Below are 14,079 nucleotides of genomic sequence, written 5' to 3'. Positions count from 1 at the left end.
TATTACGCAATGGCTTTATCAGCTTCAGCAAGGGGAGCGTCTAAACTCGGTTCTAGACGTTTGCCTTGTTCATCAAACAGGTGCAGGTTGTCGATGCTGACATGAAACGGGATCACTTTTGACGCATCAATCTCGATCTCTGGTGTCACAGCAATAAACGGTTCGCCATGGACTTTGCCGTGAACCAGTTGGTTTGGACCGAGAGGTTCAACCACAGTAATACCCATATCCAGCTCAAGCTGAGTGCAGTCTTCGCGCTCAAGGCACGCATTTTCAGGGCGAACACCCACGCTTAAGTTGTCTAAAGAGAGATGCGCATATTCAGGCAAAAATAGTGTGTGTGTGCCTACTGTCAGAGCGCCACGTTCAAGTTTTGCAGGTAAGAAGTTCATCGCAGGACTGCCGATGAAGCTGGCCACGAAACGACTTGCAGGCTTATGATACACCTCAGAAGGTGTCCCTACTTGCTCAATTTCACCGCCGTTCAACACCACAATGCGATCCGCTAGTGTCATGGCTTCTACTTGGTCGTGTGTGACGTAAACACTAGTCACGCCTAGCTCTCGTTGTAGCTTTTTGATTTCAAGGCGCATGTGCGCGCGAAGAGCAGCATCAAGGTTAGACAGTGGCTCATCAAAAAGGAACAGTTGCGGTGAGCGAACTATTGCACGGCCCATCGCCACACGCTGGCGTTGGCCGCCTGATAGCTTAGAAGGTTTACGATCTAAATACTCTTCAATCTTGAGGGTCTTTGCAACTTGCTCAATTTTTTGTTTGATAGTGGCTTTATCAACACCGCGGTTTTTCAGACCATAGGCTAAGTTGTCATACACGGTCATATGCGGGTATAGCGCGTAGTTTTGGAACACCATCGCAATATCACGTAGAGCAGGTTTTTCAGTATCAACGCGGCGTCCGCCGAGATGAATTTCGCCACTCGAAATACTCTCAAGACCCGCAATAGAGCGAAGAATGGAAGACTTTCCGCAACCAGAAGGACCAACTAACACTAAGAACTCGCCCTTTTTGATATCGAGGTCGACACCTTTTACTGCTTGATGGCCATTTTCGTACGTTTTTACCAAGCTTTTTAGGGTAAGCATACTTGTCTCCAATGATGGGTTTTGCATATTAACTACTTGAGATGAATGAGGTTGTTGCTGATTATTTTTCACTTTCTACGAGTCCTTTAACAAACCAACGTTGGAAGATAACGACCACTAAAATAGGTGGAAGCATTGCGAGAATGACCATGGCAAAGGCATAGTCGTAGCGAGGTAGGCTAGATTCACTGATGTTGTTTAGTATCTGCTTGATGCCCATAACAATCGTGTTGTAGCTCTCATCGGTCGTCATCATGATTGGCCACAAGTATTGGTTCCAACCATCGACGAACATAATGATAAAAATCGCTGCCATCATGGTTTTTGAAAGTGGCAGAACGATATCGACTAAGAAACGAATCGGGCCCGCATTGTCTAACTGAGCCGCTTCCATCAGTTCATCTGGAATGGTTTTAAAGAACTGGCGGAAGAAGAAGGTTGCGGTCGCAGAAGCAATCAGTGGAAAGATAAGCCCTGAATAGCTGTTAAGCATACCCATCTTAGCGACAATTTCATAAGACGGAATAATGCGAACTTCTAGAGGCAACAGTAGGGTAACGAAAATCAGCCAGAACCATGCCGTCGCATAAGGTAAGCGGAAATAGACCAGCGCATAAGCTGCGACTATCGCTATTAAAATTTTGCCGATGGCGAAGCCGAGACCCATGATCATCGAGTTCATGATCATCGACTTTGCCGTCACTGCGTCAGAGAACCCAAGGCTGTTATTCCAAGCTTCGGAATAGATACCGACTAGGTTATCACCCATCGTCATCTGTAAACCGTCGGTCAGGATAGTATTTGGATGGTGGGTTGAACTGGCAAAGATAAGCCAGATCGGCGCAAGCATAAACAGCGCGCCAAGGATCAGAATAATATGATCAGAGATTTTATTGGTTTTCATAGTAACTCCTCGTTTTCACTCGTATTCTTAGTGAATAATCAGTAGTGAACGCGCTTTTCAATAAAGCGGAACTGCAGATAGGTCAGGCTTAATACCAACAGCAGAAGAACAACAGACTGGGCTGAGCTGCCACCTAGGTCTGCACCAACAAAACCATCTCGGTAAACCTTGTAAACCAAAGAGGTTGTATTGCCACCTGGGCCGCCACCTGTCATGGTATCGATGACGCCAAACGTATCGAAGAAGGCGTATGTCAGGTTAATCACCAACAAGAAAAAGCCAGTAGGGGCGAGGAGTGGGAAAGTAATCGTCCAGAAACGCTTGCGGTCTGAAACACAATCTAGCATTGCGGCTTCGCGCACTGCGTATGAAATCGACTGTAAACCCGCTAAGAAGTAAATGAAGTTGACGGACACCTGCTTCCAAACGGAAACGATGATAAGGGCTAACGTCGCATCAACTGGGTCGGTTTGGAAACTAAAGTTCCAACCAATCTTTGAGAAAAGCTCGGTGAGCGTGCCGAAGTGGGGGTTAAACAGAAACGCACCCATAATACCGGCGACCGCTGGTGCAACCGCGTAAACCCAAGTTAGGGTCACTTTATAAGGGCCTTGGCCATGCAAAACACTGTCGGCTTTAACGGCTAACAGCAGAGCTAAGCTTAAAGACAGCAGCGATACCGTAAAGGCGAAAAGCACGGTAAAGATCACAGAGTCTCGATAATCTCGCGACTCAAATAGAATCTGGTAGTTCTCTAGACCAACGAAGGTAGAGGACATACCCCATGGGTCTTCGAGCATAAATGACAAATAGACGGCTTGAGCCGCTGGATAAATAAAGAATACTGCAATGATGGCGATTTGCGGAGCCAAGAGCAGGTAAGCCAACGGGCTGTGGCTGAATTGTTGTCGACGATTCACAATAACTTCCAAACGTGAAAAACAAACACTAAAGCCCTCACCGAGGTGAGGGCTGGCTTAAGTAATTGAATTACTTAACTGTACGAGCGAAACGCTGTAGTAGGCGAGATGACTCAACGTCTACCTTCTCTAGGCTCTCTTCAACAGAAGAGCGACCAGCGAAGATGTTGTCGAACTCACGGTGCATCACTTCGCGGATTTGTGGGTAGAAGCCTAGGCGGTAACCTTTCGTCCACTCACCTTCAGGAAGGCTTAGCTGTAGAACACCCACTTCAGCATCTGGTGCTTCTTGGTAGTAGCCAGACTCTTTAGTTAGGTCGTATGCTGCGTTAGTTACTGGAACGTAGCCAGTATCTTTGTGCCACTGCATTTGTGTGTCTGGCTGAGTTAGGTAAGCAAAGAAGGCTGCAACAGCATCGTCTTGTTTCTTATCGTGGCCACTTAGAGCAAACAGTGCAGCACCACCGATGAACGTGTGGCTACCTTCTTCCGCTACTGATTCCCAGTAAGGTAGGTAAGTCGTACCCATTTCGAAATCTACGCGGTTACGTAGGCCACCGAATGAACCTGATGAACCCATCCACATTGCCACTTCTTGACGCTCGAATGGGGTTTGGTTTGCGTCCCAGTCGCTACCGTAGTACTTGTAGTAACCTTTGTCAGACCAATCTTTTAGCTTAGAGACGTGCATTTGCATGTCTTCTGTGTTGAACATGATCTTAGTTGGAAGACCATCATAACCATTTTGTTTATCAGCCAATGGTAAGTTGTGACGAGACTTGAAGTTTTCGAAGAAGATCCAAGCTGAAAGTGATTGAGAGAAGGTTGCATGACCAGCTGCTTTTAATTTAGCTGCAGCCACTTCGAGCTCTTCGTAAGTAGAAGGTACTTCAACACCTACTTCATCTAGGATGTCTTTGTTGAAGTAAAGCACTGGCGTAGAGCTGTTGAATGGCATGCCAATCATCTTGCCTTCGTTGTCAGCGTAGAAGTTACGAACACCCGCTAGGTAGTTGTCTGAGCTGAATGAGTAGCCCGAATCAACCAAGATATCTTGTACAGGTTTAGCCACACCTGGTGCATTCATGATAGTCGCAGCACCAGCATCGAAGACTTGGAGAATGTTTGGTGCTTCGCCAGCACGGAATGCTGCGATACCCGCTGTCAGTGTTTCTGTGTACTCACCTTTATAGATAGGAGTGATTTTGTAGTCGCCTTGTGAAGCATTGAAGTCGCTTGCGATCTGGTTCACTGTGTCGCCAAGTTGACCACCCATAGCATGCCAAAATGTAATTTCGGTTTGTGCTGTCGCTACACCTGAAACAGTCGCTGATAGCAGTCCTGCTAGCATTAGCTTGTTCATTGTTCTTTCCTTTTATTGTTCTCAATAAGAGAGGTTTCTAACGAGAGTTCGTTTGTTTCGTACGAAGTTATTTTCTTCGCATTGTGTTTCACTTAGGTGAGTGCAAAGTGTCAGAAAAGTGAAGGTTTTATGGCGCGAAGGTTTCGATTGAATGTGGAACATGATGAAAAACGAATAGAGCGAAGCGTGTGTGTCTAACTTAGCCCAATAAATGAGGCTGGGCTCGGCAGAATGTAAATAGTAGCCATCAATTGGTTTAATTGAGAGATAAATTGATATGAAATGTAAATCTTATTTGAAACACCATGCGATATCATTCATTATCTCGGCGTTTTCAGTTGGAGAGTTTTTACAGGAACACAATGAATAAAATTAGCCTGTTTGCATTTATGTTGGTGTCATTATCCGCTAATGCGTTTTCGCCTTATAACTTAGGTGCTCAAATTGGTATTGGTGATATCGAATCGAGCAGCAGCACTGCAAAAGGAATCAATGGCAGTTTCCGCTTTCACCCTTATCTTTCGGCCGAAGCGGGATATATCGAGCACAGCGAAGTGAATGCGTTTAATGGTGATGTCGATGCCTCATCTTGGTATGTTGCTGCTAAACCAACGTACCCTATTGGTCGTTTCGAGCTGCACGCTAAAGCAGGGCTTAATTACTACGATGCGTCATTGTCGAGAGACAATACGTGGGAATCTGGCAGCCAGTCCGGTATGGGTTTGGTTCTGGGCGTTGGCGCTGACCTGTTTTTGATGAGGCAGCTAAGTATTGGTGCCAGCTTACAATCTTTCGGTATGGAAGTGATGAATGAGTCAACACGTGCGTCAAGTTTGACGTTTAATGCTCACTATCACTTCTAACCTAGATTAAGTCTGTAACGGTTGAACATAAAGGCGTACTTCGGTGCGCCTTTGTTGTTTGTGCTGAATCTAACATTTTTTAATTGAAGCTAAGTATTGGGTCTATAATGAAAAAATAGTCATTAGGGAGAGCACTGTCTATGAAGATAGGGATAATTACTTGCGGTTATGTTGATCCATCATTGGTGGATATAGATGGGCAATACGTGGACATGATCACCACAAACTTGCATGCCATCAACGATACCATCGAGTTTGTAAACTACGATGCAAAAGCCGGAGTGCTACCTAACCTGGATGTCTGTTTTGGTTATGTTCTGACTGGCAGTGTCGATAATGCCTATGACAACGAACCGTGGATTACCAACTTAATGGAGTGGATCATTCGCTGCGAGGCTCAAAGAAAGCCGCTGGTAGGGATCTGTTTTGGTCATCAGCTTATTGCTCGAGCATTAGGCGGGAAAGTAGAGCGCTCAAACAAAGGGTGGGGGCTTGGCAGTTATGAAGTGCAAATCTGTGCCCAAAAGCGTTGGATGAAGCTGGGTGTGGACAGTGCCAGATTACTTGTTAGTCATCAAGACCAGGTCACCATTGCCCCATCAGGGATGAAAGTCGTGGCTAAAAATGATTTTTGCCCCAACTTTATGCTGGTAAAAGACAACCACATCATGACGGTGCAAGGTCATCCAGAATTTAGTGCTGAGTTTACCGAAGCGGTCGTGCACAAATTCAAACCTCTCGTTACTGAAAACCATTATTGGTCAGCGCTCAAAGAGGTGAGAAAGCCACAGGATTCAGCTCTGCTTCTTCACTGGATAGACAGTTTCTTTGAGATGGCAAAGCATGATAAAGAGATAGAGCAAATGCAACAGGCGATCTAGCGCGTTTGCCGGTTATAGTCGTTGAGATAACCTTGAACCTGTTCAGAAATGATGAACATTTTTTCTCTAAGCCATTGATGAGCAGGGTCGTTATCTAGCTTCTTAGCCCATGTTAAATGCGTACTGATTGGTGTGTGATCGAATGGTGGCTCAAATATCTGTAGCTGCAATCTTTCCTGAAATTGCAGTGCTAACGAGAGAGGCACCACGGTTAAATAGTCAGTTTGGCTACAGAGCATTAAGTTACTAAATAATGTTCTGCCGTGATAAGCCACTTTTCGTTTTGATAAATCGATATCGGTGTAGCGACTCAGGCTATACTGGCTATCACGCTTTCTTTCCAGTAATGCGTGTTGTTCATCAATAAACTGTGCTTCTGACAATGTCTCTTGTATTCTCGGGTGAGCTCGACTGCAAACGACAACAAAACGATTCTCCATAAGTTTCTTACTGATCACGTTAGGCTGTTTGGAAGGTAAGATATCGATTAATAAATCAAACTTTTGCGAGAGAAGGTCGTTATACATCTCTTCTTCGCTAAAAGGGTGTTCATACACTTCGAGTGTAATGCCTTTTGGTGCAATACGTTTGAATTCATGCATCACAATCCATTGCAAATGTTCAGGTGCAGAAATCACAAACTGGCGCTGGGCATTTTCAGCGTTAAAGTCCCCAAACGATTGAAATACGTTGTTTAGTTGAGCGATAGGAGCTTTGATCTGCTTGTATAAACTCATCGCATAGCTTGTTGGCTCAATCGTACGTCCCTTACGTTGATACAACTCTTGCCCCAGCTGTTTTGATAACCGACTCATAGCCGTACTGACGGTGGATTGATTGGTATTGAGGTGCTCGGCCGCTTTGCTCAAACTGCCTTGTTCAATCACAGCGGCAAGGATAACAAGTAGGTTATAGTTTGGAATTTCGTTGTTCATTGAGGACCTTGAGTCTGTAATCACTGAATAATATAATATCGTAAATACGATGAATTGAAATCGTAAACCATCGTAGATGGTAGCCTTTTATCTAATTAGTATGGTGGAAAACACAATAACTTTGAGACAAAGGTCTTTAGATAATGACAAATTCATTCAAGAAAATGGCATTACCTGCAGCGATTGCAGGTATTCTGTTTACTGTGGGTTGCACGTCTTCAACTCCGGTTGTTGAGGCAACATCAGCAGCGGGTCATGAACTCAGAACAAGCAGCGCGGCACAGTATCAAGATGTTGATATGATGGCGCGTTACAACGATGGAGTGTTGATCGAGCACCCTTCAAACCTAATGTGGGGTAAGGGCGAGCGAATCAAAGTCTTGTCTAAGACTGGCGATACTCTCGCATATATTGAAGAATCAGAGCATGTTCACCCAAGCCTAACAAAGCACGGTCGCAAGATGGATCAAGCGGTTCTTCAAGTCGACGATAACATTTTCATGGCTTACGGCTTTGGCCTTGATACTCCTGTTATGATCGAAGGTGATGACGGGATTATCGTGATCGATCCAGGTGAGTCGGTACAGATGGCTCAGTCTGCGAAAGAGCAGTTCCGTGCCATCACTGATAAGCCTGTCAAGGCAATCATTTACACACACAACCACATTGACCACATCGCAGGTGTTCGTGCGTGGGCAACTGATGAGCAAGTAGCATCTGGCGAAGTGAAAATCATCGCGCAAGAAACGCTAACAGCTGCGGTTGCAAACTGGTCTTCAAACCTAGGCACTCTCTTTGGTCACCGCACATCATACACCGGTGCTAAGCATGTTCCTGAGGGTGAGTTCGGTACGGTTAATGACGGCTTAGGCCCGCGTTTCATGCAAGGTGACATTTCATTCATCGAACCTAACCTAGAGTTTGATGATCGTCTAGACGTTACGATTGCCGGTGTGAAACTGGAGATTGTGCACGTACCTTCTGAAACAGCGGATGAGCTGGTGGTTTACTTACCAGAGCAAAAAGTTCTGCATGCGGCAGAAGTGCTGCAGGGTGAAAACTTCCCGAACTTGCACACCATTCGTGGTACAAAATTCCGCGACCCTTCAGTTTGGTTCAAAGGTATCGACGTAATGCGTCAGTTTGATACTGAGGTGATGATCAACTCTCACGGTCGTCCAGTAGAGGGTAAAGAAGCAGTATCACACGTTCTAACGGCTTACCGTGATGCGATTCAATACACGCATGACCAAACGATTCGTTACATGAACAAAGGTCTAACGCCAGATGAGCTAGTGGAAGTAGTTAAACTGCCTTCACACTTAGCTGAGCACCCGTGGTTAGGTGAGCACTACGGCACAGTGGCACATGCGGTACGTCAAATCTACGTAGGTTATAACGGTTTCTTTGAAGGTGACCCGTGGCAACTAGAGCCGATGGCTTACGACCAGCGTGCTAAAGCGTTTGTTGAGCTGATGGGCGGTCGTGACAACATCCTCGAAACTGCAAAATCAGCTATTGAAGCAGAAAACTACACGTTTGCCGCAGAGATTCTGTCATACCCAATTACCGTTGATAACGATGATATGGAAGCGCGCAAGCTAAAAGCACAAGCTTATAAAGCATGGGCGGCAGATCAGGTGAACATCAACTGGCGTAACTGGGGCTTGAATGCAGCGGCTGAGCTTGAGGGTACGCGTGACTTTTCTAACATGATCAGCTTTGCATCAGTCGACGTGCTAACTGCGCTACCAAGTGCGCAAATCTTCGATATGATGACGTCAACGTTGATCGCTGAGAATACGCTCGATGTGAACATGGCGATGACCTACAACTTCACTGATACCAACGAGTCTTTCACAATTGAAATTCGTAACGGTATTGCTCAGCTGCACGAATCTGCACTTGAGGGCGCTGATGTTCAGATCAGCACAACTCGCGCGACACTGAACGACATCTTGATTGCTGGCCCAGCTGCGCAACAAACGATTGGTGCGAAGCTACAAAGTGGTGAGTTTGCGTTTGCTAACGGCAACATTCAAGCCTTTGGCCAGTTCATGAGCTACTTTGACAAGCCAATGTCTCCTGAAGAGATTATGTTGATTGTGCGCTAACAACGAACATTGATAAGGCTCTAAAGGAAATGAATGAAGGGACCAAATCGGTCCCTTTTATCTTTGAGGATTCAGATGTTTAGACAACTAGGTTTAGCTGTATTATTGGTGAGTTCCTTTACTGCATGGGCGTGTGGGTTACACCAAAGCACCGGGTTTAATATGGTCATAGAAGAGGGCTCTTTGGATGTGTTTGCACGTGTGATAGATGTGAGGCAGTCAAATGAGTTTAATAATGCGGGCAAGCCTGATCATTTCCGACTGTATTCGCTCAGAAGTGCATTGGCCGAGCCGAGTGATAACAAGCTTGATTTTGCCATTTTCGAGGCAGTGAAAGGGCACTACAGCGAAGTTATTGTCAATGAATCAGTATTGGTGACGGGGATGAATGAATTTCCAGGGGAAGATGACTTATTGGTCGTTACCGAGCTAGATATATTAGATGCTTTGGCGTCTGGCTTGATTACGTGGCAGCAAGCGAATGAGCGAGATCTTGTGCGTGTTAACGGCCCAGAAAGCAAAAAACAACAGTTGGATGAATGGTTTAATCAACTATTTGATTTTCATGAGAATGAATAGCAGAGTACCTTAAAAAACGCCGGTACATTACGCACTCTGCTATCAGTTTGAGTTAGTACCAATCAGCGATTAAGCGAACTCTTTTTGCAAATAGGCCACAATATCGGATGACTCATACATCCAAGTCTCTTCACCGTGTTTAGTTATCTTAAGGCAAGGTACTTTGACTCGACCACCGCCTTCGAGTAATTCTTGACGCGCGACTTCATCGTTTTTAGCGTCTTTCAATGCAAGGTTGATCGACTGACGCTTCATTTCACGTCGAACCTTGACACAAAATGGGCACGCTTCAAATTGGTATAGCGTGAGATCCTTGGCCTTTTCATCAGCAGCTTGCTGTGCGTCTGGTGCACGTTTGACACCACTTGGGCGAAAGATAAAGTTCAGTAGCAAAATCAATTTGCCTAAAATGATTCGAATAAATTTCATGGTAACCTGTGTTGAGCTTGTTATTTTGATAATGAGACTCAATGCTGACTGAAATTGGTTGGGGAGTCAATTTGTTAAGAAGAATGAAGAGCTAGCATGAGAGGAACTAAAAATGAGAGCTATCTCTCACTAATTTCTAATGAGAACAAGAGCCTAGCACAATAAACCCTCAAAATGCCCAAAAGATACGCAGTCAGTTCAATTCGGCCAATTTAGTGCTTTTCTTTTCTCACAGGTGTGGCATATTAAACCTCGTTCCAACGATGTGCGTGCATCGTATAATGGCTATTACCTCAGCCTTCCAAGCTGATGATGCGGGTTCGATTCCCGCTGCACGCTCCAATTCTTATCTGTTATAAAATCAAGCTAAACTATTAAAAATAAACGCTTTATTGCGTTTTTTTCTCATGCCTGAAACCCAAGAACTAGACGTTGCCTTGTATGTCGGTGTCCAAATGGTGGCCAATTTGGTGTCCACCACTGGTTAAGGGTATTAGGTGACGTTAAATGTGCTGAAGCGTAATAGTCGTCAGCTCATCATTACTTTTTCTAATTGTTGTTTTGAGGTATCCGTTCGAATAACTCTGCAACAGTGATATCAAAGTAGCCACATAGTGTATCAATCACTTCTAACTCTACACGGGTTGCTGTTTCATTATACAAACGCGTAATAGTGCCCCTATTGATCCCCGTATCGCGTGATACATCGGAAATTTTAAGCTTTCTCTCACCCATGATTTTCGATAAGTGGCACTTCAGCATGGTCTTCTCCTGTAAAAAATGATCTCCTGTAGATTAAAAATGCTTGCAAAAGAGAATTCTTATGATACATTTTGTTCTACAGGAGAGTATTAGGCTCTTTTGAAAGATATTTAGTTCAGTAGGAGATTGTACGATGGATAATACCTATTTGACAACGTCAGAGCTCTCAAAGCGAATCAAGTATGACGAAAGAGTGATTAGAGAGCAGTTGAAGGACAGTGTACTGTTTGAAGGAGTACATTACATCCGTCCATTCGGTGGTAGAAAAATACTCTTTATTTGGGAACGAGTAGAAGAGGAAATGCTTAGCGGTGTTTCGATGCAATCATTAATCACTGGTTTGTAAGGGGCACAATATGGGGGTATTGAACGTTCGAAATGGCAAGCTTGTTCTTCAGTTTCGCTATCGTGGTCAGCGTTGCCGAGAACAAACGCAACTGCCTGATAATAAGCCCAATCGAAACCGCTTGGAGCGCTTACTCAAAAGGATAGAGGCGGAAATTGTACTCGATACCTTTGACTATTCCGCTTACTTTCCAAAAAGCTCTATGGCAAAGCGTTTCGCTGAGGTAAAACGAAGAGAGGAAACGGCAAAAAGTTACTTTGAAGCGCCAGAGTCACCAAGGTTTCAGGAATTTGCTGAGATATGGTTAGCTGAAATGAAGATCGAGTGGAGTCACAGTCACCTAGTGGATGTTGAGGGTATATTGAACAAATACTTATTACCGACATTCGGCAGCAAAAGAATCAGTGCCATCAATAAGGCTCAAATCATGCAGTTTCGCTCCTTCCTCGCCAAAGTGCCGGGACGAAATGCACAATTCTTAAGTCCATCACGAATAAATCACATAATGACACCGCTTAGAATGATTCTTAATGAAGCCGCTGATCGTTATGACTTTACCCCAGCCTGGAAGAATATCAAAGCCTTAAAAGTAGGTCGCACGGAAGTTGATCCATTCTCATTAGAGGAAGTGGAGCGATTCCTCAAACATGTTGATGAGGAGTACTACGCCTATTACGTTACACGCTTTTTTACCGGTATGAGAACAGGTGAAGTGGATGGATTGATGTGGGAAGACGTGGATCTAGAGAACAAAACCATTACGGTTAGTCAAAGTATTGTGCGTGGCCGGTTAAAAGGGCTCAAAACCGATGGTTCATATCGTGTGATTCAGCTTACAGATAGGGTGGTGGAAGCCCTTCAAAAGCATTGTGTTAGCGCCGATAAAAAACTGAAATATGTGTTTACTAATGCTCAAAATCGTCACCTCAATTACGCTGTAGTTGCTCGTTCCGTTTGGTATCCGACTATTGAAAGAGCAGGGTTAAAACGACGTAATCCGTATCAAACCCGCCATACCTTCGCAACGTTACTTTTGGCGGCAGGTGAATCTCCAGAATGGATAGCGAATCAAATGGGTCACACCACGACCACTATGCTGTTTCGTGTGTATTCTCGTTATGTGCCTAACTTAACTCGCCGAGATGGCAGCGCGTTTGCGGCTTTCTTAAATACAGGAGGTAAATGATGCGATATTCACCGTTAGCGGTGCATTGCACCAGCCTTTGCTTTGATGTGATTCAAAGCCAGTATTTTGATGATATGACAGCAGAGGATATCAAGCAGTCGAAAGAAGATATATATCTGTTGCTGAAAAGTCGAACCTACATGCTACCTTACCAGCATTGGCGCGAAGATATGTTTTTAAACATGGTTGCAAATAGTGTGATTGAGGTGTTGTACCAATGCAGGAATCATCGTTCAAAGAGAGACGCACAGTGGATTCTCTGCTTTGTAGAGCGGCAGATTGACTTTGCGATTGAAAGAGCAAGAAATTAGTGTATACATGGTTCAAACCTTCATTCCTAAGCTAGTCACGGACTAGCTTATTTGCCTTTAAGTGATACATCGAAACCAAGGGTAGATAAATCCCAACTTTAGCTTGTAACTCAACAGATTCGACAGAAAATATAGACTTAGTTCACGTTTATTGACATCACGCTGACTTTGGTGTCTGTTAGAACAAAACTAAATATCAATAGCTTATTGATTTGCAATTCAAGCTATAAATGCTTGCGGGTTTTGTATTTGCAGGGTTGATTTTGCCTCATCAGTATTGGGGGGAAGATGTGTTTCTTGACATGGTATCGAACGGTATCGTGGAAGTTCTCTATCAATGTCAGCGTCAGCGCTCAAAAAGAGATGTCCTGTGGGTCATGAGTTTCATTGAAAGACAAATTAGTTTAGCGATTGAAAGGGCAAGTTATTAGCACGAAATGGCAACAATTGATTTTTGTGAGTCATATGTGACTATATTTGTATTAAACATGTTCAAACAATCAGTCATCTATGGGCAAAAAGCAAATATTTGTCATACATCAATACAAGAAGTTATTTTATAAAACGAGGGTTTATAAAATTTGACGTGACGTTTCCACAGGGCGTATAGTGCTGGCACGCAAAGTGTGAGTTACTAAAGACGGCAAGGTTTCAAAATTGATAGATGTTACTATATTACTAGCTATGTTCCTGATCTTCATAGGAGCATTCATTCAAACTGCCACAGGCTTTGGTATGGCAATCGTTGCCTCACCTCTTTTGCTGTACATTTCACCAGATTACATTCCCGGCCCCATCATCATCGTTGGTTTGTTCATTGCCTCCATCAACACGTTTAAATATCGCACGCAAATCTCTTTAAATGGCCTAAAAAAAAGCACGATTGGTTTGCTGCCAGGAAGTTGTGTAGGGGCTGCTATTCTCTACTTTATCGATGTAGCTCAACTGTCAGTATTGCTGGGCTCTACCGTACTTATCGCGGTTGGTGCCAGCTTGTTGCCATTTAAAGTTGATGTCACACCGAGGCGCTTAATGCTGGCAGGTTTCTTTTCTGGATTCCTGGGGACAAGTTCAGGTATTGGCGGGCCGCCGATGGCATTGTTACTTCAACATCAGAATGTTAATCAGATCCGTGCCAATCTGGCAGGGTTCTTCTTAATGAGCTCATCTTTGTCTTTGATGATTCAGATCCCCATTGGATACATGAGCATTAAGCATGTGTTATTGGCTTTGCCGCTGATACCCGCTGGCTATGCTGGCCATAAATTAGCGATCGCGGTTTTGCCACGTATTTCTCAAAAACTGGTGCGCAACCTCTCACTCGCGTTATGTGTTGTTGCTGGGCTGGGAGCGGTCTACTCTGGACTAAAAATAATATAAATT

15 protein-coding genes and 1 tRNA gene are annotated in these 14,079 nt (G+C 44.3%); 9 read left to right on the top strand and 7 right to left on the bottom strand.

Annotation, left to right across the window (positions count from 1 at the left end; translation table 11 throughout):
* Positions 1-2: 2 nt before the first annotated feature.
* The 4 genes from ugpC to QWZ05_RS03775 form a co-directional block, all read right to left on the bottom strand.
* Positions 3-1,175: a sn-glycerol-3-phosphate ABC transporter ATP-binding protein UgpC gene (gene ugpC, locus QWZ05_RS03790; RefSeq protein ID WP_373875549.1), complete on the bottom strand. Its 1,173-nt coding sequence runs from the start codon at positions 1,173-1,175 to the stop codon at positions 3-5.
* The gene (gene ugpE / locus QWZ05_RS03785) at positions 1,165-2,007 is read right to left on the bottom strand and encodes a sn-glycerol-3-phosphate ABC transporter permease UgpE (protein ID WP_164650430.1); all 843 of its coding nucleotides are present in this window, start codon (positions 2,005-2,007) and stop codon (positions 1,165-1,167) included. Before ugpE ends, ugpC begins: the two co-directional genes overlap by 11 nt.
* A gap of 38 nt (positions 2,008-2,045) precedes the next feature.
* Entirely contained in the window at positions 2,046-2,927 is an 882-nt protein-coding gene (locus tag QWZ05_RS03780; RefSeq protein ID WP_264876547.1) for an ABC transporter permease subunit, read from the bottom strand.
* 70 nt (positions 2,928-2,997) lie between these two features.
* Positions 2,998-4,290 carry an extracellular solute-binding protein gene (locus QWZ05_RS03775; RefSeq protein WP_264876546.1) on the bottom strand — a complete coding sequence of 431 codons (1,293 nt, stop codon included), beginning with the start codon at positions 4,288-4,290 and terminating at the stop codon, positions 2,998-3,000.
* A gap of 362 nt (positions 4,291-4,652) precedes the next feature.
* Between QWZ05_RS03775 and QWZ05_RS03770 the strand changes: the two genes are divergently transcribed.
* On the top strand, positions 4,653-5,153 hold the full coding sequence (locus QWZ05_RS03770; RefSeq protein WP_264876545.1) for a porin family protein: 501 nt from the start codon (positions 4,653-4,655) through the stop codon (positions 5,151-5,153).
* Between the two features lie 140 nt (positions 5,154-5,293).
* Positions 5,294-6,034 carry a glutamine amidotransferase-related protein gene (locus QWZ05_RS03765; RefSeq protein ID WP_264876544.1) on the top strand — a complete coding sequence of 247 codons (741 nt, stop codon included), beginning with the start codon at positions 5,294-5,296 and terminating at the stop codon, positions 6,032-6,034.
* Here the strand turns inward: QWZ05_RS03765 and QWZ05_RS03760 are convergent.
* A complete protein-coding gene (locus QWZ05_RS03760; RefSeq protein ID WP_264876543.1) occupies positions 6,031-6,969 on the bottom strand; it encodes a LysR family transcriptional regulator in 939 nt (312 codons plus the stop codon). The genes QWZ05_RS03765 and QWZ05_RS03760 overlap by 4 nt on opposite strands.
* Positions 6,970-7,112: 143 nt before the next feature.
* Between QWZ05_RS03760 and QWZ05_RS03755 the strand changes: the two genes are divergently transcribed.
* Together QWZ05_RS03755 and QWZ05_RS03750 are read left to right on the top strand one after the other, a co-directional pair.
* On the top strand, positions 7,113-9,083 hold the full coding sequence (locus QWZ05_RS03755; protein ID WP_264876542.1) for an alkyl sulfatase dimerization domain-containing protein: 1,971 nt from the start codon (positions 7,113-7,115) through the stop codon (positions 9,081-9,083).
* 75 nt (positions 9,084-9,158) lie between these two features.
* A complete protein-coding gene (locus tag QWZ05_RS03750; protein ID WP_264876541.1) occupies positions 9,159-9,662 on the top strand; it encodes a hypothetical protein in 504 nt (167 codons plus the stop codon).
* A 69-nt stretch (positions 9,663-9,731) separates the two neighbouring features.
* On the opposite strand, the gene QWZ05_RS03745 is transcribed toward QWZ05_RS03750, so the two are convergent.
* Positions 9,732-10,091, bottom strand: coding sequence for a glutaredoxin family protein (locus QWZ05_RS03745; protein WP_264876540.1), 360 nt, complete (start codon positions 10,089-10,091; stop codon positions 9,732-9,734).
* 267 nt (positions 10,092-10,358) lie between these two features.
* Between QWZ05_RS03745 and QWZ05_RS03740 the strand changes: the two genes are divergently transcribed.
* Positions 10,359-10,433, top strand: a tRNA-Gly gene (locus tag QWZ05_RS03740).
* A 207-nt stretch (positions 10,434-10,640) separates the two neighbouring features.
* Here QWZ05_RS03740 and QWZ05_RS03735 read toward each other — a convergent pair.
* Positions 10,641-10,853, bottom strand: a complete 213-nt coding sequence (locus QWZ05_RS03735; protein WP_264876539.1) for a helix-turn-helix domain-containing protein — start codon at positions 10,851-10,853, stop codon at positions 10,641-10,643.
* 133 nt (positions 10,854-10,986) lie between these two features.
* On the opposite strand from QWZ05_RS03735, the gene QWZ05_RS03730 reads away from it, so the two are divergent.
* From QWZ05_RS03730 to QWZ05_RS03715, 4 genes are all read left to right on the top strand, one after another.
* Entirely contained in the window at positions 10,987-11,199 is a 213-nt protein-coding gene (locus QWZ05_RS03730) for a hypothetical protein (protein ID WP_096993182.1), read from the top strand.
* A gap of 10 nt (positions 11,200-11,209) precedes the next feature.
* The gene (locus tag QWZ05_RS03725; RefSeq protein ID WP_264876538.1) at positions 11,210-12,385 is read left to right on the top strand and encodes a site-specific integrase; all 1,176 of its coding nucleotides are present in this window, start codon (positions 11,210-11,212) and stop codon (positions 12,383-12,385) included.
* Positions 12,382-12,696, top strand: coding sequence for a hypothetical protein (locus QWZ05_RS03720; RefSeq protein WP_264876537.1), 315 nt, complete (start codon positions 12,382-12,384; stop codon positions 12,694-12,696). Before QWZ05_RS03725 ends, QWZ05_RS03720 begins: the two co-directional genes overlap by 4 nt.
* 684 nt (positions 12,697-13,380) lie before the next feature.
* The gene (locus QWZ05_RS03715; protein ID WP_373875560.1) at positions 13,381-14,076 is read left to right on the top strand and encodes a sulfite exporter TauE/SafE family protein; all 696 of its coding nucleotides are present in this window, start codon (positions 13,381-13,383) and stop codon (positions 14,074-14,076) included.
* Positions 14,077-14,079 lie beyond the last annotated feature (3 nt).

Origin of the sequence: Vibrio agarivorans, assembly GCF_030409635.1 — a bacterium.
In the GTDB taxonomy this organism is placed as follows: Bacteria; Pseudomonadota; Gammaproteobacteria; order Enterobacterales; family Vibrionaceae; genus Vibrio; species Vibrio agarivorans.
Note: the sequence above shows the minus strand (reverse complement) of the source record. Positions and strands in the feature narration are given on the sequence as shown.

Bases quoted from the DNA above. Each gene is read 5' to 3' on its own strand.
- QWZ05_RS03745 (WP_264876540.1), bottom strand. From the start codon at position 10,091: ATGAAATTTATTCGAATCATTTTAGGCAAATTGATTTTGCTACTGAAC.
- QWZ05_RS03765 (WP_264876544.1), top strand. From the start codon at position 5,294: ATGAAGATAGGGATAATTACTTGCGGTTATGTTGATCCATCATTGGTG.
- QWZ05_RS03770 (WP_264876545.1), top strand. From the start codon at position 4,653: ATGAATAAAATTAGCCTGTTTGCATTTATGTTGGTGTCATTATCCGCT.
- QWZ05_RS03755 (WP_264876542.1), top strand. From the start codon at position 7,113: ATGACAAATTCATTCAAGAAAATGGCATTACCTGCAGCGATTGCAGGT.
- QWZ05_RS03750 (WP_264876541.1), top strand. From the start codon at position 9,159: ATGTTTAGACAACTAGGTTTAGCTGTATTATTGGTGAGTTCCTTTACT.
- ugpE (WP_164650430.1), bottom strand. From the start codon at position 2,007: ATGAAAACCAATAAAATCTCTGATCATATTATTCTGATCCTTGGCGCG.
- QWZ05_RS03715 (WP_373875560.1), top strand. From the start codon at position 13,381: ATGTTCCTGATCTTCATAGGAGCATTCATTCAAACTGCCACAGGCTTT.
- QWZ05_RS03760 (WP_264876543.1), bottom strand. From the start codon at position 6,969: ATGAACAACGAAATTCCAAACTATAACCTACTTGTTATCCTTGCCGCT.
- QWZ05_RS03735 (WP_264876539.1), bottom strand. From the start codon at position 10,853: ATGCTGAAGTGCCACTTATCGAAAATCATGGGTGAGAGAAAGCTTAAA.
- QWZ05_RS03730 (WP_096993182.1), top strand. From the start codon at position 10,987: ATGGATAATACCTATTTGACAACGTCAGAGCTCTCAAAGCGAATCAAG.
- QWZ05_RS03725 (WP_264876538.1), top strand. From the start codon at position 11,210: ATGGGGGTATTGAACGTTCGAAATGGCAAGCTTGTTCTTCAGTTTCGC.
- QWZ05_RS03720 (WP_264876537.1), top strand. From the start codon at position 12,382: ATGATGCGATATTCACCGTTAGCGGTGCATTGCACCAGCCTTTGCTTT.
- QWZ05_RS03775 (WP_264876546.1), bottom strand. From the start codon at position 4,290: ATGAACAAGCTAATGCTAGCAGGACTGCTATCAGCGACTGTTTCAGGT.